This window comes from Streptomyces sp. NPDC093018 (assembly GCF_040684035.1).
Lineage (GTDB): Bacteria > Actinomycetota > Actinomycetes > Streptomycetales > Streptomycetaceae > Streptomyces > Streptomyces murinus.
On the sequence record NZ_JBFBFF010000001.1, the window covers coordinates 603539 to 628463 of the forward strand.

At 73.3% G+C, this 24925-nt stretch carries 27 protein-coding genes; 14 read left to right on the forward strand and 13 right to left on the reverse strand.

From position 1 onward, the window contains the following. Nucleotides 1–31: 31 nt before the first annotated feature. Together AB0N90_RS02565 and AB0N90_RS02570 are read right to left on the reverse strand one after the other, a co-directional pair. Complete coding sequence (locus AB0N90_RS02565) at nt 32–787, reverse strand: dienelactone hydrolase family protein (protein WP_365192419.1); 756 nt, start codon at nt 785–787, stop codon at nt 32–34. A gap of 98 nt (nt 788–885) precedes the next feature. Then, nucleotides 886–1506, reverse strand: a complete 621-nt coding sequence (locus AB0N90_RS02570) for an L-threonylcarbamoyladenylate synthase (protein ID WP_365192421.1) — start codon at nt 1504–1506, stop codon at nt 886–888. 350 nt (nt 1507–1856) lie between these two features. Between AB0N90_RS02570 and AB0N90_RS02575 the strand changes: the two genes are divergently transcribed. Together AB0N90_RS02575 and AB0N90_RS02580 are read left to right on the forward strand one after the other, a co-directional pair. Next, on the forward strand, nt 1857–3398 hold the full coding sequence (locus AB0N90_RS02575) for a helix-turn-helix domain-containing protein (RefSeq protein ID WP_365192422.1): 1542 nt from the start codon (nt 1857–1859) through the stop codon (nt 3396–3398). Between the two features lie 377 nt (nt 3399–3775). Beyond that, complete coding sequence (locus tag AB0N90_RS02580; RefSeq protein ID WP_365192424.1) at nt 3776–3973, forward strand: hypothetical protein; 198 nt, start codon at nt 3776–3778, stop codon at nt 3971–3973. Between the two features lie 28 nt (nt 3974–4001). On the opposite strand, the gene AB0N90_RS02585 is transcribed toward AB0N90_RS02580, so the two are convergent. Beyond that, nucleotides 4002–4481 (reverse strand): hypothetical protein, encoded by a 480-nt coding sequence (locus tag AB0N90_RS02585; RefSeq protein ID WP_365192426.1) that lies wholly within the window; start codon nt 4479–4481, stop codon nt 4002–4004. 305 nt (nt 4482–4786) lie between these two features. Between AB0N90_RS02585 and AB0N90_RS02590 the strand changes: the two genes are divergently transcribed. Together AB0N90_RS02590 and AB0N90_RS02595 are read left to right on the forward strand one after the other, a co-directional pair. Beyond that, on the forward strand, nt 4787–6136 hold the full coding sequence (locus tag AB0N90_RS02590) for a transaminase (protein WP_361683027.1): 1350 nt from the start codon (nt 4787–4789) through the stop codon (nt 6134–6136). 22 nt (nt 6137–6158) lie between these two features. Then, complete coding sequence (locus tag AB0N90_RS02595; RefSeq protein ID WP_361683029.1) at nt 6159–6599, forward strand: Lrp/AsnC family transcriptional regulator; 441 nt, start codon at nt 6159–6161, stop codon at nt 6597–6599. A 107-nt stretch (nt 6600–6706) separates the two neighbouring features. Here AB0N90_RS02595 and AB0N90_RS02600 read toward each other — a convergent pair whose 3' ends face one another. Then, a complete protein-coding gene (locus AB0N90_RS02600; protein WP_361683031.1) occupies nt 6707–7765 on the reverse strand; it encodes a PP2C family protein-serine/threonine phosphatase in 1059 nt (352 codons plus the stop codon). 326 nt (nt 7766–8091) lie between these two features. Here AB0N90_RS02600 and AB0N90_RS02605 point away from each other — a divergent pair, with 326 nt between their 5' ends. From AB0N90_RS02605 to AB0N90_RS02630, 6 genes are all read left to right on the forward strand, one after another. Then, the gene (locus tag AB0N90_RS02605) at nt 8092–9000 is read left to right on the forward strand and encodes a GNAT family N-acetyltransferase (protein ID WP_365192429.1); all 909 of its coding nucleotides are present in this window, start codon (nt 8092–8094) and stop codon (nt 8998–9000) included. A gap of 44 nt (nt 9001–9044) precedes the next feature. Beyond that, the gene (locus tag AB0N90_RS02610) at nt 9045–9389 is read left to right on the forward strand and encodes a hypothetical protein (protein ID WP_365192431.1); all 345 of its coding nucleotides are present in this window, start codon (nt 9045–9047) and stop codon (nt 9387–9389) included. 200 nt (nt 9390–9589) lie between these two features. Then, nucleotides 9590–10126 carry an EF-hand domain-containing protein gene (locus AB0N90_RS02615; protein WP_365192433.1) on the forward strand — a complete coding sequence of 179 codons (537 nt, stop codon included), beginning with the start codon at nt 9590–9592 and terminating at the stop codon, nt 10124–10126. Next, entirely contained in the window at nt 10123–11223 is a 1101-nt protein-coding gene (locus AB0N90_RS02620) for an isocitrate/isopropylmalate family dehydrogenase (protein WP_365192435.1), read from the forward strand. Before AB0N90_RS02615 ends, AB0N90_RS02620 begins: the two co-directional genes overlap by 4 nt. Next, the gene (locus AB0N90_RS02625; protein ID WP_365192437.1) at nt 11220–11864 is read left to right on the forward strand and encodes an isochorismatase family cysteine hydrolase; all 645 of its coding nucleotides are present in this window, start codon (nt 11220–11222) and stop codon (nt 11862–11864) included. Before AB0N90_RS02620 ends, AB0N90_RS02625 begins: the two co-directional genes overlap by 4 nt. Next, nucleotides 11843–12826 carry an SAM-dependent methyltransferase gene (locus AB0N90_RS02630; RefSeq protein ID WP_365192438.1) on the forward strand — a complete coding sequence of 328 codons (984 nt, stop codon included), beginning with the start codon at nt 11843–11845 and terminating at the stop codon, nt 12824–12826. Before AB0N90_RS02625 ends, AB0N90_RS02630 begins: the two co-directional genes overlap by 22 nt. On the opposite strand, the gene AB0N90_RS02635 is transcribed toward AB0N90_RS02630, so the two are convergent. From AB0N90_RS02635 to AB0N90_RS02655, 5 genes are all read right to left on the reverse strand, one after another. Then, a complete protein-coding gene (locus AB0N90_RS02635; RefSeq protein WP_365192440.1) occupies nt 12774–13661 on the reverse strand; it encodes a Gfo/Idh/MocA family oxidoreductase in 888 nt (295 codons plus the stop codon). The two genes, AB0N90_RS02630 and AB0N90_RS02635, sit on opposite strands and share 53 nt — an antisense overlap. 35 nt (nt 13662–13696) lie before the next feature. Continuing rightward, a complete protein-coding gene (tgmB, locus tag AB0N90_RS02640; RefSeq protein ID WP_365192442.1) occupies nt 13697–14680 on the reverse strand; it encodes an ATP-grasp ribosomal peptide maturase in 984 nt (327 codons plus the stop codon). Between the two features lie 18 nt (nt 14681–14698). Further along, entirely contained in the window at nt 14699–14890 is a 192-nt protein-coding gene (gene tgmA, locus AB0N90_RS02645; protein WP_146468184.1) for a putative ATP-grasp-modified RiPP, read from the reverse strand. A gap of 118 nt (nt 14891–15008) precedes the next feature. Beyond that, nucleotides 15009–15800 carry a fructosamine kinase family protein gene (locus AB0N90_RS02650; RefSeq protein ID WP_365192798.1) on the reverse strand — a complete coding sequence of 264 codons (792 nt, stop codon included), beginning with the start codon at nt 15798–15800 and terminating at the stop codon, nt 15009–15011. Between the two features lie 234 nt (nt 15801–16034). Beyond that, nucleotides 16035–16913: a hypothetical protein gene (locus AB0N90_RS02655; protein ID WP_365192443.1), complete on the reverse strand. Its 879-nt coding sequence runs from the start codon at nt 16911–16913 to the stop codon at nt 16035–16037. Nucleotides 16914–17264: 351 nt separating this feature from the next. Between AB0N90_RS02655 and AB0N90_RS02660 the strand changes: the two genes are divergently transcribed. Together AB0N90_RS02660 and AB0N90_RS02665 are read left to right on the forward strand one after the other, a co-directional pair. Beyond that, complete coding sequence (locus AB0N90_RS02660) at nt 17265–17867, forward strand: hypothetical protein (protein ID WP_361683051.1); 603 nt, start codon at nt 17265–17267, stop codon at nt 17865–17867. Nucleotides 17868–17987: 120 nt separating this feature from the next. Further along, the gene (locus AB0N90_RS02665) at nt 17988–18650 is read left to right on the forward strand and encodes a class F sortase (RefSeq protein ID WP_361683053.1); all 663 of its coding nucleotides are present in this window, start codon (nt 17988–17990) and stop codon (nt 18648–18650) included. Between the two features lie 38 nt (nt 18651–18688). On the opposite strand, the gene AB0N90_RS02670 is transcribed toward AB0N90_RS02665, so the two are convergent. The 4 genes from AB0N90_RS02670 to AB0N90_RS02685 all read right to left on the reverse strand — a co-directional run bounded on the left by AB0N90_RS02670 (nt 18689) and on the right by AB0N90_RS02685 (nt 22984). After that, complete coding sequence (locus AB0N90_RS02670) at nt 18689–19213, reverse strand: MepB family protein (RefSeq protein ID WP_365192446.1); 525 nt, start codon at nt 19211–19213, stop codon at nt 18689–18691. Nucleotides 19214–19587: 374 nt separating this feature from the next. Then, a complete protein-coding gene (locus tag AB0N90_RS02675; protein ID WP_365192447.1) occupies nt 19588–20751 on the reverse strand; it encodes a GDSL-type esterase/lipase family protein in 1164 nt (387 codons plus the stop codon). A gap of 59 nt (nt 20752–20810) precedes the next feature. After that, nucleotides 20811–21380 carry a TetR/AcrR family transcriptional regulator gene (locus tag AB0N90_RS02680; RefSeq protein ID WP_093681350.1) on the reverse strand — a complete coding sequence of 190 codons (570 nt, stop codon included), beginning with the start codon at nt 21378–21380 and terminating at the stop codon, nt 20811–20813. Between the two features lie 158 nt (nt 21381–21538). After that, nucleotides 21539–22984: a glyceraldehyde-3-phosphate dehydrogenase gene (locus AB0N90_RS02685; protein ID WP_361683059.1), complete on the reverse strand. Its 1446-nt coding sequence runs from the start codon at nt 22982–22984 to the stop codon at nt 21539–21541. Between the two features lie 255 nt (nt 22985–23239). On the opposite strand from AB0N90_RS02685, the gene AB0N90_RS02690 reads away from it, so the two are divergent. Both AB0N90_RS02690 and AB0N90_RS02695 read left to right on the forward strand, forming a co-directional pair. Then, nucleotides 23240–24448, forward strand: a complete 1209-nt coding sequence (locus AB0N90_RS02690) for a hypothetical protein (protein ID WP_361683061.1) — start codon at nt 23240–23242, stop codon at nt 24446–24448. A gap of 106 nt (nt 24449–24554) precedes the next feature. Then, a complete protein-coding gene (locus AB0N90_RS02695) occupies nt 24555–24875 on the forward strand; it encodes a hypothetical protein (protein ID WP_037660752.1) in 321 nt (106 codons plus the stop codon). The last annotated feature ends 50 nt before the right edge of the window (nt 24876–24925 follow it).

The following is a 24925-nucleotide window of genomic DNA, read 5'->3' on the forward strand; positions in this document are numbered from 1 at the left end:
CCTCGCGGGGCGGGCGCCGTGGGCCGGTGGTTCAGAAGGCGCGGCCGAGCAGGGCCAGCAGCGCCGCCCAGTGGCGCTCGTCGGCCTCCCGGTCGTACGCGGGGGTGTCGGCCTGGGTGTAGCCGTGCTGCGCGCCCGGATACACCTCGCAGGTGTGGCGCACCCCGGCCGCGGCCAGGGCCTGCTCCAGCTCCCGGATCCGCTCGGCCGGCATGGAGGCGTCCTGGTCGGCGAAGCCGAAGTACAGCTCGGCGGTGATGTCCCCGGCACCGCGGTGCGGGCTGTCCGGGGCGTCCGTGACCAGCTTGCCGCCGTGGAAGCCGGCCGCCGCGGCCACCCGGTCGGGGTGCGTGGCGGCCGTGCGCAGGGCGAGCCGGGCGCCCATGCAGTAGCCGGTCAGCGCGACCGGACCGTCGGTGACGAACGGATTGTCCGCGAGAAAGCCCAGATAGGCGTCCGCGTCCCGCCGGGACTGCTCGGGGGTGAGGGAGCCCATCACCGGGCCGATGCGCCCCCAGAGGCCCGGGTCGGCCGCCGGGTCGATGAACTCCGGCAGCTCGCCGAGCGGGGTGGTGCCGTGCCGGTAGAAGACGTTGGGCACCAGGACCGTGTACCCGGCGGACGCCAGCCGGTCGGCCATCGACCGCAGCTGGGGGCGCAGTCCGTAGGCGTCCTGGTAGAGCAGGACCCCCGGATGCGGCTCGCCGTCCGCGGGATGGGCGAGGTAGGCGTCGGCGGTGCCGTCCTCGGTCGGGATGTCGACGGATGCTCCCTGTACGTCGGTCATGATGACGGCCTCCTGGGGGAAAGGGACGGCGGGCGGATCTCATGCTGCCACGCAGGATCGGGACCCTCGCGGGCGGTCCGCCGAACCGCCCCGCGCCGTCACTCGAACCGTGCCGTGTCGCCCGCGCCCCGCCGGACGATCTCCGCCTCGCCGCTGGAGAAGTCGACCACGGTGGTCGGCTCGGTGCCGCAGTCCCCGGAGTCGACCACCGCGTCCACCACATGGTCGAGGCGGTCCTTGATCTCCCAGCCCTGGGTCATCGGCTCCTCCTCGTCCGGCAGCAGCAGCGTGCTGGACAGCAGCGGCTCGCCCAGCTCGGCCAGCAGCGCCTGGGTGACCACATGGTCCGGGATGCGCACCCCCACGGTCTTCTTCTTCGGGTGCATCAGCTTGCGCGGGACCTCGCGGGTGGCCGGGAGGATGAAGGTGTAGCTGCCGGGGGTGGACGCCTTCACGGCCCGGAACACATCGTTGTCCACCCGTACGAACTGCCCGAGCTGCGCGAAGTCCCGGCACATCAGCGTGAAGTGATGGCGGTCGTCCAGCCGGCGGATGGCCCGGATCCGGTCCACCCCGTCCTTGCTGCCCAGCCGGCAGCCGAGCGCGTAGCAGGAATCGGTCGGGTATGCGATCAGCGCCCCCGACCGCACCGCGTCCGCGATCTGGGCGATGCTGCGGGCCTGCGGGTTCTCGGGGTGCACATCGAAGTACTTCGCCATTCGCCGAGCTTATGCCGTCCCCGGGAGCGACGCGGGCGGCAGGGGGCGCCGCCTGCCGCCCGGACCCGCGAGCACGGCACGTACCTCGGTCCGCGGGCGCCCCGCAATCCCCGGGAATCCCCCGATACACCCCGGGAGAATCCCCTGGTGTATCCCCGGGACGCGGGGGCACCCGGACCATGAGCCATCCGGAGCCCTCCCCCCGGCCCCGGAGGCGTTGCCTCCGTCGGCGGCCCCACCCCCCCGGGCCGCCGGCGGAGCCATGTCCGGCCGAGCGGGACGCCCAGGTGAACCGTCGGGTAACGTCCCGCTGCGAACATCGGCCGACAGGGAAGACAGGAGAGGGACACGTGGCCCGCCGAGCGGAGGAGGAGCCGGTGTCCCGGCCGTCGTACGGGACCGAGGGCGCCTGGGCGCGCGAGCTGCTCGACCAGCTGCGCCCCGCGGGACGCGATCTGAACCGGCTGGTCGCCTGGCTCGCCCGCAGCACCGGATCCGCGGTACGCCTCCAGGACGCGCGTGGCCACCTCCTCGCCGAAGCCGGGGAGCGGCCCGCGCTGGACCCCGCCGTCGTCGCCGACGTGGCCGCGGGCCGGGTCTCCGCCGCCGCGCTGGAGGACGGCACCCGGCATGTGCGCCTGGTCGGGATACGGCACCCGGGCCCCCACCCGGCCGCCTCCGCGGTACTGGCCGTCGCCCGCCCCGAGCCCTTCGACCGGCACACCACCGACATCCTCGGGCACACCGCGGGCGTGCTCGAACTCCTGCTGCGCGAGCGCGAGTTGACGCATGCCGGATACCGGCTGCGACGGGCCACCGCCGATCTGCGCCTCGCCATCCTGCAACTGCTGATGGTGGAGGACATCGTCTCCGCCCGCCGGGTCGCCGCGGGGCTGTGGCCCGGACTGCTGGAGAGGGACACCGCCCGGGTGTACGTCATCGAGGGCACCGCCGCCGAACGCGACCGGCTCGCCGACGAGTGCGGTGCGGCCACCAGCGGCGGCGCCCTCGTGGTGCGCTGCCCGGCGGTGGACGAACACGTCATCGTGCTCGGGCCGGCCACCGAGGTGGAGGAACGGCTGCGCTCCCTGGTCGCCGTACGGCCCGGCACCTACCTCGGCGGCAGCCCCCGCCAGCGCCTCGCCCTGACCGCCACCGCCTACGGACAGGCCGTCACCGCCCTCGCCGTGGCCCGCTTCAGCCCGGAGCGGACCGCCGTCTACGCCGAACGCACCCGCCCCGCCCGTCTGATGGACCCGGCCGCGCTGCACGCCTGGTCGGCCGCCGTGCTGCGCCCGCTCGACACGCTGCCGTACCACGTGCGCGCCGAACTGCTCGCCACCACCCGGCTGGGCCTGGAGTTCACCGCGGTCAGCACGGCCAAGGTGCTGGGCGTCAGCCGCAACACGGTGCGCGCCCGCATGGACCGGGTCGCCGCGCTGCTCGGCGCCGACTTCTCCGCCCTGGCCGTGCGCGCGGTCGCGCACATCGCGCTCAACACCGAGGCGGCGCACGGCCCGTACGACACCGAGGGCAACGCCCCCGCCGCACCGGCGGGGTTCGCGGACCTGCTCGGCGGGGACGCGCTGCGCTCCTGGGCCGAGGGCCTGCTCGGGCGCCTGGACGCCGACGGCCGTGATCTGCGCGGCACCCTGCGCGCCTGGCTGGCCGCCGACGCCAACGCCGGGCCCGCCGCGGTGGCGCGGGGGGTGCACGCCCAGACCGTACGGGAGCATGTGCGGGCCGCCGAACCCGTCCTGGAGCGCCGGTTGCTGGCCGGGGGCACCGATCTGTACGAGGTCGTCCTCGCCCACCTCGTCACCGGTGAACTCCCCGTCCCCGCCCTCGACCCGGCGAACCGGGACCAAGCGGACGGGGCTGTGCACCGGTGAGTGCTACGCGCGTGGCGCCGGGCACCGGTGCGCTGGTACGGACCGGGCGTCGCACGTAAGTTCACTTCCAGCGGGGCACGACCGGGACGGGGGGCCGGTCGGGGCCCCGCCCTTCTTTTCCCTCGCGCTTCTTTTCCCCCGCTTCTTTCCCCCCGCGCTTCTCGTCTCCCGTGCTTCTTCCGCGTCTCCCGTGCTTCTTCCGCGCGGCGGGGCTTCGCCCGGACCGGACCGGTGGGTTCTCCTGTTCGTCCGACGGACGGAGGACCCCGTTCGAGCGATGCCGTCACCCGACCCGGTGAGCCCGGCGTACCACCGGCGGCCGAGGGGCGTTGCCCCGGCAGGAGCCGCTTGGTGGACCGGATGCCGTGGGGGATCGGATGGAGCGAGTCGAAGGGGTCCGGCTGCCGGGGACCCGGGAGCCCATCTACGACCGGCTGGTCGCCGAATGGCGGGCGCGGGGGCGGGCGGTGCCCACCGCGCCCGAGGTGCGCTGGACCTCGCTCGCCGGTCTGGCCGACCTCGCGGGCCTCGCCCTGCGCACCGACCGGCCCGAGCCGGAGCCCGAGCGGTCCTGAGGCGCCGTACCGCACCTCCCCGGTCCGGTCAGGGCTCCCGCTGGCCGCTCGGTGGCGCGGCGAGGACCGTCAGGGTGCCGTTGGCCTGCCGCAGCGCGTCCTCCAGGGTGCCGGGGGAGTGCAGGGTGCCGGTGCCGTCGGGCGGTACCAGCCACTCCAGGGAGCGGGCGGGCCGGTAGGGCGGGGGTACGGCGACCCAGGAGCCCCTGGTCGCACAGCGCAGCCCCGCGCCGACCCAGCCCCCGTCCGGGTCCGGCGGCAGGAAGAAGCCGACCCGGCCGGCCGTGAGGTCCACCAGGGTCGGGCCCGGCACCGGCAGCGCGGGCCGCCACAGCAGGTCGAGGGTGAGCAGCCCCAGCCGCTCGGGGACGCTGAGCACGTCCCAGAAGCGCCCTGCCTCCAGCAGTGCGATCCCCTCCCCGTGGTCCCACTCCCACTTGCACGCGCGCGGGTCGGCCGCCGCTGCCGCCAGCCACTCCACGCCCCGCATCCACATCGTGTTCGTCATGCACTGCTCCGCGTTCTCGGGCACTCGGTGCGTCCGCACAGCAACCCGGCATATGCATGCTCGTAGATATTTCTATGCGGCGGAAGGGGTGGCGCGGCCTGGCGTTTCTGTCGACGCGTTCGAACTCCGCGTGCCGGTTCGTCAGCCGGCCCAGGGGGGAGGCGTCACCCCTTCGAGGGTGGCGATGCGGTGAGGCACGTGATTCACGTGCTTCTACGATCGATTCGCGCGCGAACTCTTGAGAAGAGCGCGATTACAGTCGTAACCTCACCTCGTTCCGTCGTCCGACTCCAGCGAGGTTTTCCATGGACCGCACCCGTCTGCGCACCCTCCTGGCCCGCGAGAGCGCCGAGGCCGAGCGTCGTAACCCGCGCTCGCGCGCCGCGTACGCCGGGGCCGACCATCTCTTCGGGCGGGTGCCGATGACCTGGATGAACAAGACGGCCGGAGCGTTCCCCCGATATCTGGCCGGGGCGCGCGGCGCCCGGGTCAGCGATGTGGACGGGCACGAGTACATCGACTTCTGCCTCGGCGACACCGGCGCGATGGCGGGCCATTCGCCCGCGGCGGTCACCGAGGCGGTCCAGCGGCGCTTCGCCGAACTGGGCGGGGCCACCGCCATGCTGCCCACCGAGGACGCCGAGTGGGTCGGCGCCGAGCTGACCCGGCGCTTCGGCCTGGCCCGCTGGAGCTTCTCGCTCACCGCGACCGACGCCAACCGCTGGGCGATCCGGCTCGCCCGTGCCGTCACCGGACGGCCCAAGATCCTCTTCAACAGCTACTGCTACCACGGCAGTGTGGACGAGTCGCTGATCGTCGCCGGACCGGACGGCGAGGGCAGCGCGCGCCCCGGGAACGTCGGCGCGCCCTGCGAGGTGACCCTCACCAGCAGGGTCGCCGAGTTCAACGACCTCGCAGCGCTGGAGCGCGAACTCGCCCACGGCGACGTGGCCGCGGTCCTCATGGAACCCGCCCTCACCAACATCGGCATCGTGCTGCCCGAGCCCGGCTACCTCGCCGGAGTCCGCGAGCTGACCAGGCGCTACGGCACGCTGCTGATCAACGATGAGACGCACACCTTCTCCGCGGGGCCCGGCGGCTGCACCGGCGCCTGGGACCTGGCACCGGACATGCTCACCATCGGCAAGGCGATCGGCGGCGGCATCCCGGCCGGTGCCTACGGCCTCTCCGCGGAGCTGGCCGACCGGCTGCTGGCCCGCGGCGACCTCGACCTCGTCGACATGGGCGGCGTCGGCGGCACCCTCGCCGGCAACGCCCTGTCGGTCGCGGCCACCCGCGCCACCCTCGAACACGTCCTCACCGACGCGGCGTTCGACCGGATGGGCAAGCTGTGCGAACGCTTCGAGGCGGGCGTGCGCGCCGGTGTCGAGGCGCACGCCCTGCCCTGGTCGGTGAGCCGGCTCGGGGCGCGGACCGAGTACCGCTTCACCGCGCCCGCGCCGCGCACCGGCACCGAGTCCGCGGCGGCCGCCGACGCCGCGCTGGAGGACTTCCTGCACCTGTATCTCGCCAACCGGGGCATCCTGCTCACCCCGTTCCACAACATGGCCCTGATGTGCCCCGACACCACCGAGCGGGACGTCGACCGGCACACCGAGGTGTTCGCCGCCGCCCTCGCCGAACTGGCCGGATGAGGGGAAGGGCATGATGACCGCCATGGACGACATCGACCGGGCCATCCTGCGCGAGCTCCAGACCGACGGCCGTATCGCCTATGCCGACCTCGGGCCCAAGGTGGGCCTGTCCGCCTCGGCGGCCCGGCAGCGGCTGCAGCGGCTGCTGGACTCCCGGGCCGTGCAAGTGGTCGGCGTCACCGACCCGATGGCGATGGGCGGCCAGGCCATGGCCCTGCTCGGGATCGGCGTGGACGGCGATCCGCGCGCCGTCGCCGACGCCCTGGCCGAGCGGCCCGAGGTCGTGTACTCGGTGCTCACCTCCGGCGGCTTCGACCTCTTCGCCGAGGTGGTCGCGTCCGGCCCGAAGGCCCTGCTGGACCTCGTCAACGACGTGGTCCGCCCGATCGAGGGCGTCCGCGAGATCCGGTCCTTCCCGTACTTCGGCATCCACACCCACCGGTTCCTGTGGGACGTGGGCTGACCGGGGTCCTGCGGGGGCGCGGGGCGGTCAGGGCCCTGCGGGGCGTGGGCCGCCGAAGTCCTCGGACCCGGTCCGTTCCCGCGTGGGACGCGGGCCGCTCGCGACGGTCAGGCGGGCCGGTCGCCCGGGGCCGGGGCCAGGACCAGCATCGTGGCGTCGTCGCGGACCTCGTAGCGCAGCCGCGCGAGATCGGCCCACACGGCGGTGGGCAGTTCGCCGTCACGGGTGTCCGCGAGGGCGGCCAGCCGGTCCGGCAGGGGGTAGAAGACCCCCGAGCGGTCCCGTGCCTCCCAGACGCCGTCGGAGGCCAGCAGCAGCCTGTCGCCCGGCTCCAGCGGCACCGTGACCTCCTTCGGCGGATCGGCCCCCACCAGGCCGATCCCCAGCGGGGTGCCCGGCGTCACCGTGACCTCCCGCGCGTCGCCCTCGCGCAGCAGGACCGGCGCCGGATGACCGCAGGCCACCACCCGCATCGTGCGCGCACCGGCCGGGAACTCCAGCAGCACCGCCGTCGCGAACAGCTCCCCGTCCGGTGTGCCCGCCGCGTCCGTCGCCAGCCGCCGGTCCATCCGGGCGGCCACCGACTCCAGGTCCTGCTGGTCCAGGACCGCCTCCCGGAACGCGCCCAGCAGGGAGACCACGGTCGAGACCGCCGTCAGCCCGTGCCCGCGCACATCGCCCATCACCGCCCGCACACCGTACGGACCTTCGCGCACGTCGAAGAAGTCCCCGCCCACCAGCGTGCCGTTCTCCGCGGCCCGGTAGAAGCCGGTGCAGCCGATGCCCCCGACCCGCTCGGGCAGCGGCGGCATCACCGCCTGCTGCACGGCCTCGCCGATCGTGCGCTCCACCTGGAGCTGGGCGTCGCGGCGGCTGCGCACGAACGACACGAACACGCTGAGCAGGGCGACGAAGACGATGGTCAGCAGATCGGTGTTGCCGGGCCGGTTCAGATGGGTCTCGGGCACATTCAGGGCCACGACCACCAGGACGCCGAGCAGGGCGGTGACCAGCGGGCCGTACGACAGGACGGCCAGCGGCGGGATCGCGCCGAGCAGGAAACCCAGGTCGGCGGCGTGCGGGGTGACGGTCGAGGCGACGGTCACCGCCACCAGCAGCAGTACCGGCAGCAGCCGGATCCACCACGGCGGCGGCGCGCCCCGCAACCAGCCGCGATCCTCCTGGCTCCCACGCGACGACCATTCGCGCACCGATCGCACAAGCCCACGCTACGCCGCCCCCGGGAAGAGGGCCCGTCGGTCGCGTCCCGTGCGCCGGTGACGCTCACCGGAGGCGGTACGGAAATCCGATGGACGCCGGCCGGGCGGTCCGGTTAGCGTGTCGACCGCACACCCGAGACGGACGAAGGAGGCGAGTGTCATGACCACAGTCATCATGCGCTCCCCCCTCCCCGTCGCACGGGTGTGCAAGGTCTGACCGGGAGCGCGTCCCCGCCGCGAGGTCCTTCGCGGCACGTATCCCGGAGGAATCCTTGACCGATCTGGTCATGCGCACGCTCGACGCGAACAGTGCGCACCTGTTCCATACCATGCCCGACCCGCTGGCCCTCGCCGAGAAGCACCGGCGGACCACCTTCCGTCCCGAGTGGCAGCGCATCGCCCTGCGCGACGGCCGCACCGTGGCCCGCGCCGCCTGGTGGGGGCGGGCCGAGGACACCGAACCGCTGCTGATCAACTGGCTGGACGTGGCCGAGGGCGAGGAGGCGGCCGGCGCCGAACTGCTGCGGACCGCGCCCTGGCGCCCCGACGAGCTCGAACTCGACCTGCCCGGCGGCTGGCGCGACGACCCCGGGCTGCGGGCCGCCGCCGAGATCCGCGCCGCGGCCGCGCGGCTGGCCGGTTACGCGCCTCTGGTGGAGCGCTTCATCTACCGCTGGACCCCGGACTGCGGCCTGCCCGAGCGCCCCGGCCGCCTGGTCTTCACCCCGGAACCGGACGACGCCGTCTTCCTCGACCTGCTGCGCCGCATCCACTCCGTCACCCTCGACGCGCACGCCCGCCGGGCCATCGCGCAGGGCGGCGTCGAACAGGCCGCCCAGGAGGAGCTGGACATCTTCCACTGGATGCCCTCTCCGCGCTCCTGGTGGCAGATCGCCCGCACCCGCGCCGGCGACCCGGTCGGCATCCACATCCCCGTCCGCAACCCCTCGGGCCCCTGCGTCGGCTTCATCGGCGTCGTGCCCGAGCACCGCGGTCACGGCTACGCCTACGACCTCCTCGCCGAGTGCACCCACTTCCTGGCCGCGGAGGGCGCCGAGTTCATCGGCGCCGCCACCGACCAGTCCAACTTCCCGATGGCCGCGCACTTCACCGGGGCGGGCTATCCGGTCATACGGGAGCGGGTGAACTTCTGGGCCGACGGCGCTGTCAGTGCCGGGTGACATGCTGACCGCGCGGTGATCGGCGGCGAGACGGAGGAGGGGGCATGGGGTTCGAGGGCCAGGTGTGGCGGGTGCGGTCGGGCGAGGAGCCGGTCGGCGAGATCGTGCTCGACGAGGCCGGATTCCCCTGGCTGCACGGCGCGTTCACCCCCGCCTCCGGGTTCGCCGCCGTACGCGATCTTTTCGCCAGGGAACTCGTGCTGATGGACGAGGAGGACTGGGAAGGGGCCGATCTCGTGTACGAGGAGATACGGCGCCGGATCACCCTCACCTCCCCGGAGGGACCGGTCGCCGAGTTCCTGCTGCACATCGAGGGGGACCGGGCGTGGTTCCGGTGGAGCGACGAGCCGTTCGAGGAGGACGGCGGGGCCGGGCGGGTCGGGGAATGAGGTGGGTCGAGGCGGCTGTGGGCGCGGCGCTTTCCAAGATCGGGGAGTTCATGCCCCCGGCGGGGAAATTCCTTCCTTCGGGGGCACTTGGGCGTCTTTTTCTCACCGGGGGCCGTCGGCGAGCCGATAGTGGAGCCGCCGCCGGGCCCACGGGGACGGCGGTCGTTCTTGAGCACCGTATGACCGGAGGGGAAAACACCATGGCCACCACCGAGGCGAACAACCGGGTCGAACTCGTCTTCTCACTGTTCGACGCCAACGGCAACGGCGTCCTGGACCCCGGGGACTTCGAGCTGATGGGCAGGCGGGTGGTCGAGGCCGTGCCCGAGGCCGCGGACGGCGCGAAGCACCGGATGCTCAAGGCCTTCCAGGGCTACTGGGACACCCTGCGCACCGAGCTGGACGCCGACGGCGACGGACAGGTCAGCCCCGAGGAGTTCAACGCCATCGTGCTCGACCCCCAGCGATTCGACGTCACCGTCAACGAGTTCGCCGAGGCCCTCGCCACGATGGGCGACCCGGACGGGGACGGCTATGTCGAACGCCCCCACTTCGTCGCCCTGATGACCGCCATCGGCTTCCAACGCCCCAACATCGAGGCCCTGTTCGACGCCTTCGAGCCGGTCCACGGCGACCGCGTCCCCGTGGTCACCTGGGCCGACGGCATCCGCGACTACTACCGCCCCGAGAAGTCCGGCATCCCCGGCGACCACCTCACCACGGACACCGTCCAGTGACCCACGACCCGAACGCCCCTGTCATCGGACTGGCCGTGGGCCGGGGCACCGGACCCGAACTCGCGGATGTCTTCGAGAGGGTGCTCGGCGCGCTGACCGCCGGGCACCCGGGCACCGTGACGATCGAGCGCTCCCCGCGGCTCTACCACTCCTACCACTCGCTGCGCGGCGAGGGCGACATCGCCCGGATCCGCGAGCTGACCGCCGCGGACGCGGACCACTACGAACGGTTCTGCCGTACTCGCGCCGAGCGGGGCACGACGGCGATCTTCCGGACCGCCGTCAACGCCCAGTCCCTTTACCTCGTCCGCGAGCGGCTGCGCGCCGTCAAGGTGGACCTCCTCGGCGCCGACGGCCACTCCCTGCTGCTGGTGCGCGACCAGGCGCAGGGGTTCTACACCGGGGAGAACGCGCACACGCCCGGCGAGGTCACCCGCACGATGACCTTCGGCCGGGACATCACCGCGAGCGTGGTCCGCTACGCCCTGCGCCGGGCCCGCAAGGAGTGGCCGGACGGGCGGATCGGCCGCATCGTCATGGCGTACAAGTTCCATCTCCTGGACGGCGCGCTGGACGCCTGGGTGAGCGAACTCGCGGCGGAACTCGGCGTGGAGATCGGCCTGTTCCAGCCGGACACGGTCAACCGCAACCTCATCACCCACGGCCTGCCCGACCGGACGCTGCTGATCGCCGGGAACGAATGGGCCGACATCATGCATGTCATGCTCCTCGACCGGTTCGGCTCCGACCGGCAGGAGAATCGTTGCACCGAGAACGTCTTCCTGGACCCCGCGCTCGCCGGACTCACCGAGTACCAGACGGTGCACGGCTCCGCCGACGACATCGCGGGCCGGGGCCTCGTCAACCCGGTGGCGACCATCCGCGCGGCCGCGCGCGTCGCCGAGGGGCACGCCGGCTGCGCCGGTGCGGTGGAGGCCGTCGAGAAGGCACTGCGGATCCTGGAGGAACGGGGCATATCAACCCCCGACCTCGGCGGGCGGCACTCCACCACCGCCGTGGCCGACGCCCTGCTCGACGCCCTCGGCACACCCGGAGCCGGAACACCCGCGGACACCGCCCTGGCCGGCGGCTCATGACCGGCCCGACGGGCGAGCGCACGGCCCTGGTCGTCGTGGACATGCAGAACGACTTCTGCACCGGCCCGACCGCCCTGGCCCGCTTCGGCGGCGACCCCACCGTCCTGGACGCGGCCGTCGCCGGCACCGTCCGGGCGGTGGCCGCCGCCCGCGCGCGCGACGTGGAGGTGGTCTTCGTACGGTTCACCGGCGACCCCGAACACCAGGGCGCCGCCTGGCGGTCGCGGGACCACGCCCTCGGCAAGCGGCCGAAGTGCCTGGAGGGCTCCTGGGGCGCCGAGTTCCACAGGGTCGCCCCGGCCCCCGGCGAGCGCGTCTTCACCAAGCGCGCCCGCTTCGACGCCTTCCTCGGCGAGGGCTTCGAGGAGCACCTCGGTGCGCGCGGCGTCGGCCACCTGGTCCTCGCCGGGGTGTACGCCGACGTGTGCGTGGACACCACCGCCCGCACCGCGTTCCAGAAGGGCTTCCATGTGACCGTCCTGACGGACTGCACCACGTCCCTGCATCTGCCGTACGACGACGTCCTGCGGTTCATGCGCGTCGTCTACGGCGCCCGCACGATCACCGCCTGCGACCCGGCGGCCTGGACCGCGCCGGCCCTCGGGCCCGAGGAGGCGTCGTGCATACGGCCCAGGGCCTGACCGCCGGGGTGGCCCGGGGCGTGGGCCGCACCGCCCTGCTGGTGGCCGCGGCCCGCGCGATCGAGACGCATCGCCCCGACGCGCTGGCCCGGGACCCGTTCGCCGAGCACTTCGTGCGCGCGGCGGCGGCCTCCGCGAGCTGGCCGGTACGCCCGGGGCAGGTGCCCGACGGGGACGCCGATCCGCTGTGGGGCAGGCTCGGCCGGTACTTCGCCCTGCGCACCCGCGTCCTGGACGACCATCTGCTGCGCTCGGCACATCTGGGCGCCCGCCAGGTGGTGCTCCTCGGCGCGGGTCTGGACTGCCGGGCGTACCGGCTGGACTGGCCGCCGGGGTGCACGGTGTACGAGGTGGACACGGCGGAGGTGCTGGCCTTCAAACAGACGGTCCTCGACCGGCTCCGGGCCGCCCCCGCGGCCGAGCGCCGGGCGCTCGCGGCCGACCTGCGCGACGACTGGGCCGATGTCCTGCTCTCCGCGGGCTTCGACCCGGCCGCGCCCACGGCGTGGCTGGCCGAGGGGCTGCTGCTGTATCTGCCGGCGGCGGCCGAACGGCGCCTCGTGGCCACGATCGACCGGCTCAGCGCGGCGGACAGCACCCTGGCGTACGAGATCAAGGATCTCGTCGAGTCACCGCAGGTGCGCTCCAGCCCCGTCTACACCACCACCCGGCGGCGCATCGGCATCGATCTGCTCGCCCTCTTCGACGGCGAGCCCCGCCCCGACTCGGCCGCCGAACTCGCCTCCCTGGGCTGGACGGTGACGATCCGCACCCCCTACGACTTCACCCGCCGCCATGGCCGCGGCCCGCTCCCGGAACCGAACGACGCGCTGGCCGCCAACCGCTGGATCTTCGCGGCGTCGAGGGGCGGGGTGACCGAGAGCGGAGCGCGCGCCGGGGCGCCCGGGGTCACCCCGGGTCCGCCGACAGCCGGGCCTCCGCCGCCGCCAGGATCTCCGTGACCCGGAGGCCGAAGGACGCGTCGCAAGAGTGCGGACGGCCGGTCTCGGCGGAGGCCAGGAGGGCGTCGGCGGCCCGGGTGAGGGCGGCGACGGCGTCCTCGGAGGCGGCGGGCATGACGGTGACGCCGGACGCGCCGCGCAGTTCGTACTCGGTTCCCGCGGCCGCCGGCGGAACCGACTGGCTGAGGGTGACCGTGCTGGAGGCCCCGGCGGCATGGTCCAGGACCAGGTGCACGGTGTCTCCCCGGCCGCGGCCCGCCGCCACCACCCGGGTGACATCACCGAGGATCGGCATCAGCACGGACAGCGCGTGCGGGCCCAGGTCCCACAGCGCGCCCTTCTCCTGACGCCACGGAGAGGCCGCGAAGGGGCTGTCCGTCGTGAACACCGCCCCCAGCCACTGCGCCCGCGCCGTGTACCAGCCCGTGAGCGCGGCCTGTTCCTCGATCCACGCCTGCGGCTCCTTCTGGAAACGCGCGGTGAAGAACACCACCGACGCCACCCCGGCCCGCTCCGCCTCCTCGGCCACCGCACGCGCGTCGGCGACCGACAGCGCGAGCGGCTTGTCGAGGAGCAGCTGCCGCCCGGCCCGCGCCGCCCGCACCGCCAACGGGGCCTGCACGGACGGCGGCAGGGCGACAGCGACCGCGTCCACATCGGCCAGCAGCGCGTCCACATCGGCGTACGGCGTGCCGTCGTACCGCTGTGCGAGTTCGGCGGCGGCCTCGGGGCGCCGGCCCCACACCCCGGCGAACTCCAGGCCGGGGTGCCCGGCCAGGGCGGGGGCGTAGACCGCCCGGGCCCAGGGCCCCGTTCCCAGCAGTCCGATGCGCATATGACGTTCCTCTCTCCGAACCTGTCTCCGCGTCCTCAACAGCCCGCGCCCGTGGCCGCGTTCGTACAGCCGCCTTCCGAAAGCCCTTCCCCCGCGAGCCATTCGGCGATGGTGGCGGCGATCGGCTGCCCGGTGTCCATCTCCACGAACCCGAACTGGCCGGACTGGTTGCACTCCAGGAACCACCAGAGGCCGTCCGCGTCCTCCGCGAAGTCGAAGGCACCGTACGCCAGTTCAGCTCCCCGGAGATAGCGCAGCACCCCCTCGGCCACCCACGTGGGCACCGCCACCGGCAGCCACGGCGACACGGACGGGGCGAACCGGACGTCCACGTCGTCGGGATGGGCGTCCGGATCCACCGGCTTGCGGGCCGCCAGCAGGGTGTCGCCGACGGCGGTGAGCCGGATGTCGGCCTGCTTCACCACGCGTTGCTGGAGCAGCGTCGGCCCGAAGGCCACCGCCGTGAAGTCCGCGTCCGGCGCGACCCTGCTGGTCGGCACCGCCCGCGGCGGCTCCTGCGGATGCGCCCCGGAGACCGGCTTGACCACCAGGTCCGGATGCCGCTGCGCGAACTCCCGCGCCGCCTGCGGGAACGTGGTGATCAGCGTGGCCGGCACGGTCAGTCCGCTGCGCTGGGCGTGGCGCAGCTGCCAGGGCTTGTACCGGGCGCGGCGGGCGGCGTCCGGATGGTTCATCCAGCGTGCGCCGGTACCGCGGAGCATGCCGTACAGCGCCTGCGCGGACTCCTCGGTCAGCCAGGCGGACGGCTGGGCGGCGCGCGCGGCCGCCGTCCCCGGCCTGCGCACCCAGATGGAGCGCAGGCCGTCCAGGTCCACCAGGCGCCCGCCGACGGACAGTTGCCCGTGGCAGGCGCCGTGCGCGTACTCGCCCGACAGCGCGACCCCGTCGGTCAGATCGGCGGGGTCGAGCCGGACGACGGGCACCTGGGCCTCGCGGAGGCGGAGGACCACCATGTCCGCCGTCACGTCTTCTTCACTGGTCAGGATGAGCACGGTCATCGTCTGTGGGTCCGTGGCTCAGTCGTCGAAGTGCGTCTTGGAACCGGCGGTCGAGGTCGTGGTCCCCAGCGCGCGCAGAGTCGCGTGGTCCGTCGCGGCGATCCGCCCGTCCGGGAGGACGTTCAACTGCAGTCCGGAGTCGTACGCGTACGGAACGGTTACATCCAACTGCACAGCCGGGCGCGCGTAGTTGAGCGTGAACGGTTGCATGGTCTCTCCCTGGTTCGGCTTTCACGTCCTTATACGATTCGAACGGGTGATTGGTTTCCTTACGCTGCGTGACCATGGCGCGGACGGGTGCGTTCCGCCGCGGCGCCGGACGCCCCGCTCACACAGCGAGTGCCCCGCGCGCCACGGACAGTGCCTGCTCCGCGTATCCGCGTCCGAACAGCACCGCGTGCACGAGCAGCGGGAAGAGCTGGTGGACGCCGACGCGCTCGCGCCAGCCGTCGGCGAGCGGCGCCGACTCCCGGTACCCCGCGAGGACACGGTCGAGATGGGGGCAGCCGAAGAGTTGAAGCATCGCCAGATCGGTCTCCCGGTGTCCGCCGTGCGCGGCCGGGTCGATGAGCCGCACCTCGCCGTCGGCGCCCCACAGCACATTGCCGTTCCACAAGTCGCCGTGCAGCCGCGCGGGCGGCTCGGCGGGCCCCGCCAGCTCCGGCAGTCGCGCGCAGAGCCGCTCGAACACCGCCGCCTCGCCCGCTCGCAGCGTCCCGCGCTCGACCGCGCCGCGCACATACGGCAGCACCCGGTGCTCGGCGTACCAGCCGGACCACTCGGTGCCCTCGGCGTTGCGCATGGGCGCGAGGCCGATGTACGCGTCCCGCGGGCCGCCGGGCGGCGCGGCGCCGAAGCGGGGCGCGCCGGACGCGTGCAGGGCCGCCAGGGCCTGACCGAAACGGAGTGCCGCCTTCGCATCGGGATTCCCGGTCGCCACCCGCTCGGTGACCATCCAGCGCTCGTCGTGCCCGAGCACCGCCGGCACCCGTACGGCGCCCGCCGCGGCCAGCCAGCCCAGCCCGGCCACCTCCGCGCGGACCGCCCCGGGGGCGTCGGCGTGCTTGACCATCACCGGGGTGCCGTCGTCCAGCAGCACCTCCACGGGAGACCCGGACATCCCCCGCGCCGCATCGACCGGGCGGCGCCCGGTGAGCCGGGCCGCCGCCTGTCCAGGATCCTCGTCTCGCGTGACCACGGCTTCAGAGTACGGCCGACAACACCAGGTCAGGAGAGGCTACTTCGACCGTTAATACGACGCTTTTCGGCCATTCGGCGGAGCCTTGTGCGCGGGTCGGCGCCTTCCGGGCGGCGTGAGTGCGCGAAGTGGCCACACGAGGCGCCCGCCGTACCGTCAGTCGCCGACCGGGGTCGAACGCGGCGGCAGGCCCACCGGGTTGCCGGGCGGCAGTAGATCCGAGTCCTCCACCGCGCGGGCCAGCGGATCCAGCAGCGCGGCCAGCCGGGCGGTGCGGTCCGGGCCGAGGGCGCGCCAGGGGCTCTCGGCCGCCGCGTCGGTCCGCGCCTCCACCTCCGCACGGGCCGCCACCCCGGAGGCGGTGAGCGAGCCGTCCTCGGCGAGCAGCCCGCGCTCGCGCAGCCGCTGCCCGGCCGCCGTCCAGTCGCCCGGCTCCCACTTGCGGGTCTCCCGCAAAAATCCCTCGTCCGACTCGCCGGCGGCCGCCTTGAGCACCATGGCCTCGACCGGCCCGAGCCCCTGGCCCACCAGCACCGCGACATGCCCGTCGCCCCGGTGCTCGCGCAGGGTCGTCACCGCCTGCCACAGCCGGGCCGTGGGCCGCGACGGACGCTCCAGCGCCTGGTTGGCGGCGGCCAGCACCCGGCCCGTGGTGTCCGCGGCCGCCGCGGCCTCCCAGGCGAGGTCGGCGGCCTCGGTGAACTCGGCCGAGCCGGTGACCTCCGGCCCGTACAGCCCGGTCATCGCCGCGTCCATGGCCTCCTCACGGGCCGCGAGGACCCGCGCGGGAGCCGCGTACCCCCAGGCGTCCGGCAGCGCCCTGGCCACCTTGGCGGGGTTGAAGACGTAGAAGCTGCTCGTCACGACGGCGGGGGAGACCGGGCCGAGCGGGGCGGCCCGCAGCGCGAAGTAGCCCATCCAGTAGCCGCGCAGCCCGAGCGCCTCCGCGGCGCGGTGCGCCTGCGGTGCGAAGTACACGAGGTCGTGCACCGGTTCGTAGCGCTCCCACAGGGCCCGCGCCATCCCGTCCGCCACTGCCGCCTCCCACCGCCTCGGCCGACTTCGGCCGTGTGCCGTCGTACCGTCCGGCACAAGACTGCGCTATGACCACTGTCATAACAAGGGCGGGTGACGAACTTCTCCCGGCGGGACGTGGCGGGATGCAACGGAATGCGACGGAATGCGGCAAGGTCCGGCGGGGGCCCGGATTGGACCGGACGAGGGGCGCGCGGGCGGGCGCACTGGGGCAGACGGGTGGGCCGTTGACACGGCTGGGCGGCTCGGATGGTGGGAGCCGGGGGCCTCACTGACGGTGGTTCATGTCGAGACCGGGTCCATCCAGCTGATGAGGCGTCCGCTGCCCGGTCACGGCGGAAGGACTACACGATGCGTTCTGCCCGTACCCTCCTGGCCACGGCAGCCGCCGCGGCCGCCCTGGCCTTCGCCACGCCCGGCGCCGCGTTCGCGGTCCCGGCCGGGCACGACTCGGGCCGTGGGGACTCCTCGCACAGCAGTGACTCCGGCGGTGACCGCGACAAGGGCTCCGACCGGGACCAAGACAACGGCAGCGGAGGCGACAACGACCGCGGACACGACCGGCCCCGCGGCGGAATGCACACGGGTGGCGGAGCGCTCGCCACCGTGCTGCGCACCGACAGCAGCGGCGACATCCGGTTCGACCCCGAGTCCTACAAGGAGGACGGCGGGGGCAAGGGCGGCAGCGACGACGGCGGCGGCAGCGGCGGCCGGGGCAAGGGCGGTGACGACGACAGCGGTGGCGGCGGTCGCGGCAAGGGCGGCGACGACAGCGGCAGCGACTGGGGCGGCGGTTCGGACAGCGGCGGCGGCAAGCCGCGCGGCGGCATGCACACCGGTGGCGGCGCGCTCGCCGATCCCGGTGTCACCACGGGCGGCCTCGCGGTCCTCGGCGTGGGCGCGGCCGGCCTGTACGCACTGCGCCGCAAGAAGGCCGCGCAGCCGGCGTCCTGACCGGGGCCACGGACGCCGCCGGCGCGCTGACAGCGCCGGCGGCGCGTGCCCCTCGCGGGGGCGCAACCCCCGCCGCCGACACCCGTCCCGTACCGCCGTGTCCCAGTGAGGTGATGTCCGATGGCAGCGGATCCGTCCTCCGCGCAGCCTCCCGAACCGGAGCCGGACGCGTCAGGTGCCGCCCGTGGCGGGCGGCTGGTGCTCTGGGGGGTGGCGATCCTCTTCCTCGCCGTCAGCATGTTCGGGGGGCATCACGGATCGTTCCCGGCGCCGCGGGCGACCCCGGCCTCCGGGGCCAGCTCCACCGGGCGGTCCCCGGCGGGCCCAGGGCTGCCCCGGTCGGAGCCGACCCGGCTGGTCATCCCGAAGATCGGCGTCGACGCCCCCTTCACCCAGCTGACCCTCGACCCCGCGGGACAGCTCCAGCCGCCGCCCGCGGCGAACACCAATCTCGTCGGCTGGTACGCCAAGGGGGCGGCGCCCGGTGAGAAGGGCACCGCCATCATCGCCGGACATGTGGACACCAAGGTCTCCGCGGCCGTCTTCGTCAACCTCGACCAACTGGACACCGGCGACCGGTTCTCCGTGGAGCGCGCCGACGGACGGACCGCGGACTTCGTGGTCGACAGCGCCGAGACCTTCGCGAAGGACGACTTCCCGAGCGACCGCGTCTACGCCGACGCGTCCCGCCCCGAGGCCCGGCTCATCACCTGCGCGGGCGACTACGACCACACGGCCAAGGACTACACCGACAACCTGGTGGTCTTCGCCCATCTCGTGTGACCCGCACGGAACGTCGCGGCCGACGGCCCGGAAGGCACCTAGGGGTGGTAGAGGGCGCGGGCGAGAGCCAGGTCGGCGAGGTCGTCCTGGCCGAGGTCGAGGAAGTGGTTCACCTGCCATGCCTGGGTGCTGCGGGCCTGCCGGCCGGCCGTGGTCACCCAGGGCGGGTAGACGCGGAATCCGCGCTTCCCGCCGGAGCCGTCGCGGGAGACGATGCCGCGCCGGCACAGCACCTCGCGCGGGAACACGAACTGTCCAAAGCCGTCGTCGTCGCGGCTGCTGATGACGAAGAGGTCCACTCCGTCGTCGGCGTCGAAGGGCCGGATCGGCCCCTCTTCGGACCGCTGCCACACGGTGACGAACTGGCCCACCTTCGTCGGGGTGGTCTTGGCCACCCGGAACCGGACCGAGCGGTCGTCGAGCGTGAACGCGCAAGCCGCGTACTCGGCGCTCTCCGGCTCGGGCACGGGCAGCGAGCAGACGAAACCGCCCGGGTCGTACACCGACGCCTTCACTGCCGCCAGATCCCCGTGAAGGCCGGTCCACGGCTGATTCATCACCATGCCGCCATCCTCCCACCGCCCCCATGCCCGCCGTCTCTGCCCTCGCGCCGGCCTACAGGTGCCGACGGAACTTCCCAGCCGACGGCCGGGCAGTTCCCTGGGGGCGCGGGGAACTGCGCGATCGGCCACGGCGTGCCCGCAGGTGTCGACGAATCGTGGCCGACGGGACTTCGCAGCTGACGGCCGGGCAGTTCCCCAGGGGCGCGGGGAACTGCGCGACTGGCCACGACGTGCCCGCGCGTATCGACGGATCGTGGCCGACGGAACTTCCGAGCCGACGGTCCGGCAGTTCCCTGGGGGCGCGGGGAACTGCGCGATCGGCCACGGCGTAGCCGCAGGCGCTCACGCACCGCAGCTCAGCGGCGCAGCCCCCGTCAGCGCCGGGACGAGAACGCGCCGCCCCCGCCGAAGGCCACCGTCGCGAACCGCTCGCCGATCCTGCGATGCGCGGCGGCGTCCGGGTGCAGACCGTCCGGCAGCGGAAGCTCCGCGAAGTCGGCCTCGCCGTACAGCTCGCGGCCGTCGAGGTGGAACAGCCGGTCGTCCTCGGCCGACCGCTCGCGCACGATCCGCGCCAGCTCCGCCCGGACGACGCCCAGCGTGAGCTTGCCCGCCGCCGTCTCCGCGGGGTCGCCGGAGGCCCGGAAGGCGAGCCGGCCCTCGGCCAGCGCGGTGAGGTCCCAGGAAGTGGGCCCTGGCGTGTCCTCGTGCATCGGGCACAGCACCGGGGAGACGACGAGCAGCGGGGTGTCCGGATGCCCCTCGCGGATGGTGTCCAGGAAGCCGTGCACCGCGGGCCCGAAGGCGCGCAGCCGCATCAGGTCGCCGTTCACGACGTTGATGCCGAGCTTGAGGCTGATCAGATCGGCCGGGGTGTCCCGCAGCGCGCGGGCGGTGAACGGGTCGAGCAGCGCGCTGCCGCCGAGGCCCAGATTGATCAGCTCGACCCCGCCGAGCGCGGCGGCCAGCGCCGGCCATGTGGTGGTGGGGCTCGCGGCGTCGGAACCGTGGCTGATCGAACTGCCGTGGTGCAGCCACACCGTGCGGCCCCGGTCCGGTACGGCCGTCACCGGGGCGTCGGTGCGCAGCGCGACCAGCTCGGTCCGCTCGTTGTGCGGCAGCCAGATCTCCACGTCCTTGGCCGTGTCCGGCAGCCCGGTGAACCGTACGGTGGCGACCGGACCCGGCGTGTACCGCGTGCTCCCCGTGGCCATGTCGATGGTGAGCACGTCGCCCCCGGCCGCGGTCGCGCTGCCCGCCGGGCGTCCGTCCACCAGCAGGTCGTACACCCCGTCGGGGCGCGGCGGAACGCCGGTGTAGACCCGCTTGGTCGGCAGGGTGTCCAGCTCGACGGTGGTGGCCCGGGTGCGGAACACCAGCCGTACACCGGCGGGCTGGGACTCGGCCAGGGCGAGCTGCGGGTCGGCGCACTGGGCGCGGGCCCGGGCGGGCAGCCGGTGCGGCAGCAGTCCCCGCTCGGTGCGTTCGAGGTCGAGGGCGCCGCGCAGGAGGTCGGCGGTGAGAGCGGTGGTGTGCATGATGGCGGCCTGTGTTTCGTATGGAGACGTCGGCTCGGCGTTCGTACGCGGACGTCGGCTCAGCGGGTGGGCCAGTTGCGCAGCAGGGAGTCCAGGGCGTCCACGATCCGCGTCCAGGACTCCTGGGAGTCGGGGGCGCTGTGCGCGAATCCGCCGGCCGTCTCCAGGCTGACGTAGCCGTGGAAGACGCTGCCCAGGAGGCGTACCGCGTGGGTCTGGTCGGGTTCGGGCAGGTCGTAGCCGCGCAGGATCGCCCGGGTCAGCTGGGCGTGCCGGGGGCCCGCGCTCGCGGCGGCGGTCTCGGGGTCCAGCGGGTACCGGGCCGCCGTGTAGCGGCCGGGGTGGGCGAGGGCGTAGTCGCGGTAGACGTCCGCGAAGGCGCCGAGCGCGTCCTTGCCGGAGCGTCCGGCGAGCGCCTCGGCGGCGCGGTCGGCCAGTTCCGCGAGGGCGAGCAGCGCGATCCGCGTCTTGAGGTCCTGGGAGTTCTTCAGATGCGAGTACAGGCTCGCGACCTTGACGTCGAACCGCCGGGCCAGCGCCGACACCGTCACCTGTTCAAAGCCCACCTCGTCGGCCAGCTCCGCGCCCGCGCGGACCAGCCGCTCGGTGGTCAGTCCCGCACGCACCATCAGCTTCCTCCCTCTTGCCGATAAGGATTATGCGACTTCCTAAAGCCTTTAGGCAAACTGCTGGGTGATTAAGGCTCGTGTGGGACGCCCGGGAACGCGAACGGCCGCCGACCGGAAGGCTCCGGTCGGCGGCCGCGAGGGCGCCAGGGGCTGGGGCGTCAGACCGCCGTCGCCGGGTACGTCGGGTACTCCACGCCCGACACGTACTGCACGACCCGGACGACCTGGCACGAGTAGCCGAACTCGTTGTCGTACCAGAGGTAGAGGATCGCGTTGTCGCCGTCGACCTTCAGCGCGCCGGCGTCCACGATCGAGGCGTGGCGCGAGCCGATGAAGTCGCTGGAGACCGCGTCGGGCGCCGTGGTGAAGTCGATCTGGCGCTTGAGCGGCGAGGTCAGCGAGACGTCGCGCAGGTAGTCGTGGACCTCCTCGCGGGTGGTCTCACGGGCCAGCTGGAGGTTGAGGATCGCGATCGAGACGTCCGGCACCGGGACGCGGATCGAGCTGCCGGAGATCGGCGCCTTGAGGTCGGGCAGCGCCTTCGCCACGGCCGAGGCGGCACCGGTCTCGGTGATCACCATGTTCAGCGGCGCGGACCGGCCGCGGCGCTCGGCCTTGTGATAATTGTCCAGCAGGTTCTGGTCGTTGGTGAACGAGTGGACCGTCTCCACATGGCCGCGCAGCACGCCGTACTCGTCGTCCATGGCCTTCAGCGGCGGGACGATCGCGTTGGTGGTGCAGGAGGCGCAGGACAGGATCTGCTCGTCCGGCTTGATGGTGTCGTGGTTGACGCCGTGCACGATGTTCGGGACGTCGCCCTTGCCCGGCGCGGTCAGTACGACCTTCTCGATGCCGGGGCGCAGGTGCTCGGAAAGGCCCGCGCGGTCACGCCACTTGCCGGTGTTGTCGATGAGGATGGCGTCGCGGATGCCGTACTCGGTGTAGTCCACCTGCGACGGGTCGTCGGCGTAGATCACCTTGACGGCATTGCCGTTGGCGATGATCGTGCTGTTCTCCTCGTCCACCGTGATGGTGCCCTGGAACTGGCCGTGGATCGAGTCGCGCCGCAGCAGCGAGGCGCGCTTGACGATGTCCTGGGCGCCGCCGCCGCGCACCACGATGGCCCGCAGGCGCAGACCGTTGCCGGAGCCGGCCTTCTCGATCAGCAGACGGGCCACGAGACGGCCGATGCGGCCGAAGCCGTACAGCACGACATCGCGCGGCTCACGCCGGTCGATCTTGTTGGCGCCGGTGGCACCGGCGACCGCCTCGGCGGTGAACTCCTCGACGCTCAGGCCGCGTTCGTCGGCCTGGTAGAGGGTGGCGAGCATGCCCAGGTCGATCTGGGAGGGGCCGAGGTCCAGGGCGGTGAGGGCCTTCAGGAAGGGCATCGTCTCGGTGACGGACAGCTCCTGGCCGGCGATCTGCCGGGCGAAGCGGTGCGTCTTGAGGATGCTGACCACCGACTTGTTCACCAGGGAGCGGCTGTGCAGCAGGACGGTCACGTCCTGCTCGCGGTGCAGCTTCCCGATGAGCGGGATCATGGACTCCGCGATCTCCTCGCGGTTCTTCCAGTTGGTGAACGAGTCGTCGTTGACAGTCACAGGTCCGGTCCATCTTTCGAGCTAGGCAGCGCTCATATGATAACCACACCCTACGTGGGTCCTTCGAGGGGGCCGCAGGGGGGTCCGCAGGGGGTGCCCGGAAGGGAATGATCGAAGAGGGGTTCGACCCGTCGGGTAAGGCACCGTAAGGGACTTACACCCATTTCTTGACCAATTCCTGATTCAGGGTGGAAGTACGTAAGAAACCCGAGTCGTGGATTGCACGTCTTACCCGGCGTGCCCAAGGTCAACAGCGTGAGCACCTCCTCCGTTCCCCGGCCCGAACCGGCCGCCCCGTCCCGCCCCGCAGGCCGCTTCGATCTGCCCCGGATCGTCCGCCGCGGGATCCCCGAAGGGGCGGTACCGGCCCTCGCGTTGTTCGCGGGCGTCCGGCTCGCCGGGATACTCGCGGTGATCCTGACCAACGCCCTGCGCGGCCATCCGCTCGTCCGGACCCTCGCCCACTCCTGGGACTCCCGCTGGTACCTGCACATCGCCGCCCAGGGTTACGGCCACAAGATGTGGATCACCCCGCAGGGTGCCGTCCAGACCGACTGGGCGTTCTTCCCCCTCTACCCGGCGCTCATCCGAGCGCTCACCACCGTGCTGCCGCTCACCCCGGGCCAGGCCGCGCTGCTCATCGCCTGGCTCGCGGCGGGCGTGGCCGCGTACGGCGTCTACGTCATCGGACATCTGCTGTACGGCCGGGGCGTGGCCACCGCGCTGGTCGGCCTGTGGGCGGTCATGCCGCACGCCGTCGAGCTGACCATCGCCTACACCGAGTCGCTGTTCGCCGCCCTCGCCATCTGGTCCCTGTACTGCGTGCTCAAGGGCCGCTGGCTGTGGGCCGGGACGCTGGCCGCCCTCGCGGGCCTCGCCCGGCCCAGCGGCTTCGCGGTGGCCGGTGCCGTCGCCCTCGCGGCCGCCTGCGAGGCGTGGCGGGGGCGCGGCCGGGTCTCCTGGCGGCTGTGGGCCGGTGCCGTCCTCGCCCCGCTGGGCTTCCTCGGCTATGTGCTGTGGGTCGGCACCCAGGTCGGCAATCTGTTCGGCGGCTACTTCAAGGTGCAGAGCGCCTGGGACTCCCGCTTCGACTTCGGCGTCGGGGCCGCCCGCTTCGTCAAGGCGCTGCTGCTGCACGGCGGCGGCGTCGTCTACACGGTCGCGCTGCTGGTCGTGGCCACCGGGGTGCTGCTGTTCGCGCTGCTGTGCCTGGAGCGTCCCCCGCTGGTCCTGGTCGTCTTCTCCGGGGTACTGATCCTGCTGGTGCTCGGCGGCTCGGGATCCTTCTCCTCCAAGCCCCGCTTCCTGCTCCCGGCCTTCCCCCTGCTCATCCCCATGGCCCGAGCCCTCGCCCGGACCTGGCGGGGGCGGCCCGGCCAGGCGGTCCTCGTCTACGGCGCGCTCACCCTGGTGTCCCTGTTCTTCGGCGCCTACGTCCTGGCGGTGGCCCACTCCCCGCTGTGAGCGCTCGACCCCGGTGAGGAGTCCGTAAGAAGCCGATCGCCCGGGGCGCCCCGTGCGAAGGCCGGGAAACGGGGTAGTCGAGGGGACGCCCGAGGAAAGGACCGTCATGACGACCTACCTGATCAGCGTCCCCGGCACCTTCACCGCCGGGGTCGGCGCGGACACCCGGACCCGGCTGACCCGGGCGCTGCGCCCCGTGGACCCGCACGGCACCCGGATGGGCAGCAGCGAGGACCTGGATGTACTCAATGTCAACGACGACAACACGTTCACCCTCCGCCTGACCGTCGAGGCCGACACCGGTCCGCACGCCGAGGAGGCGGCCCGCAGGCTCGCGGACTCGGCGCTGCGCGGCGCGGGCCTGGACGAACGCAGCGCGCCGCTGGGGCCCGCCGTGATCACCGGGATCGACTCCGACGCGGGCTGAACCGACGCGGACACCGGCTGAGCGGCCCGCCCGGCGGGCCGCGCCGAGTT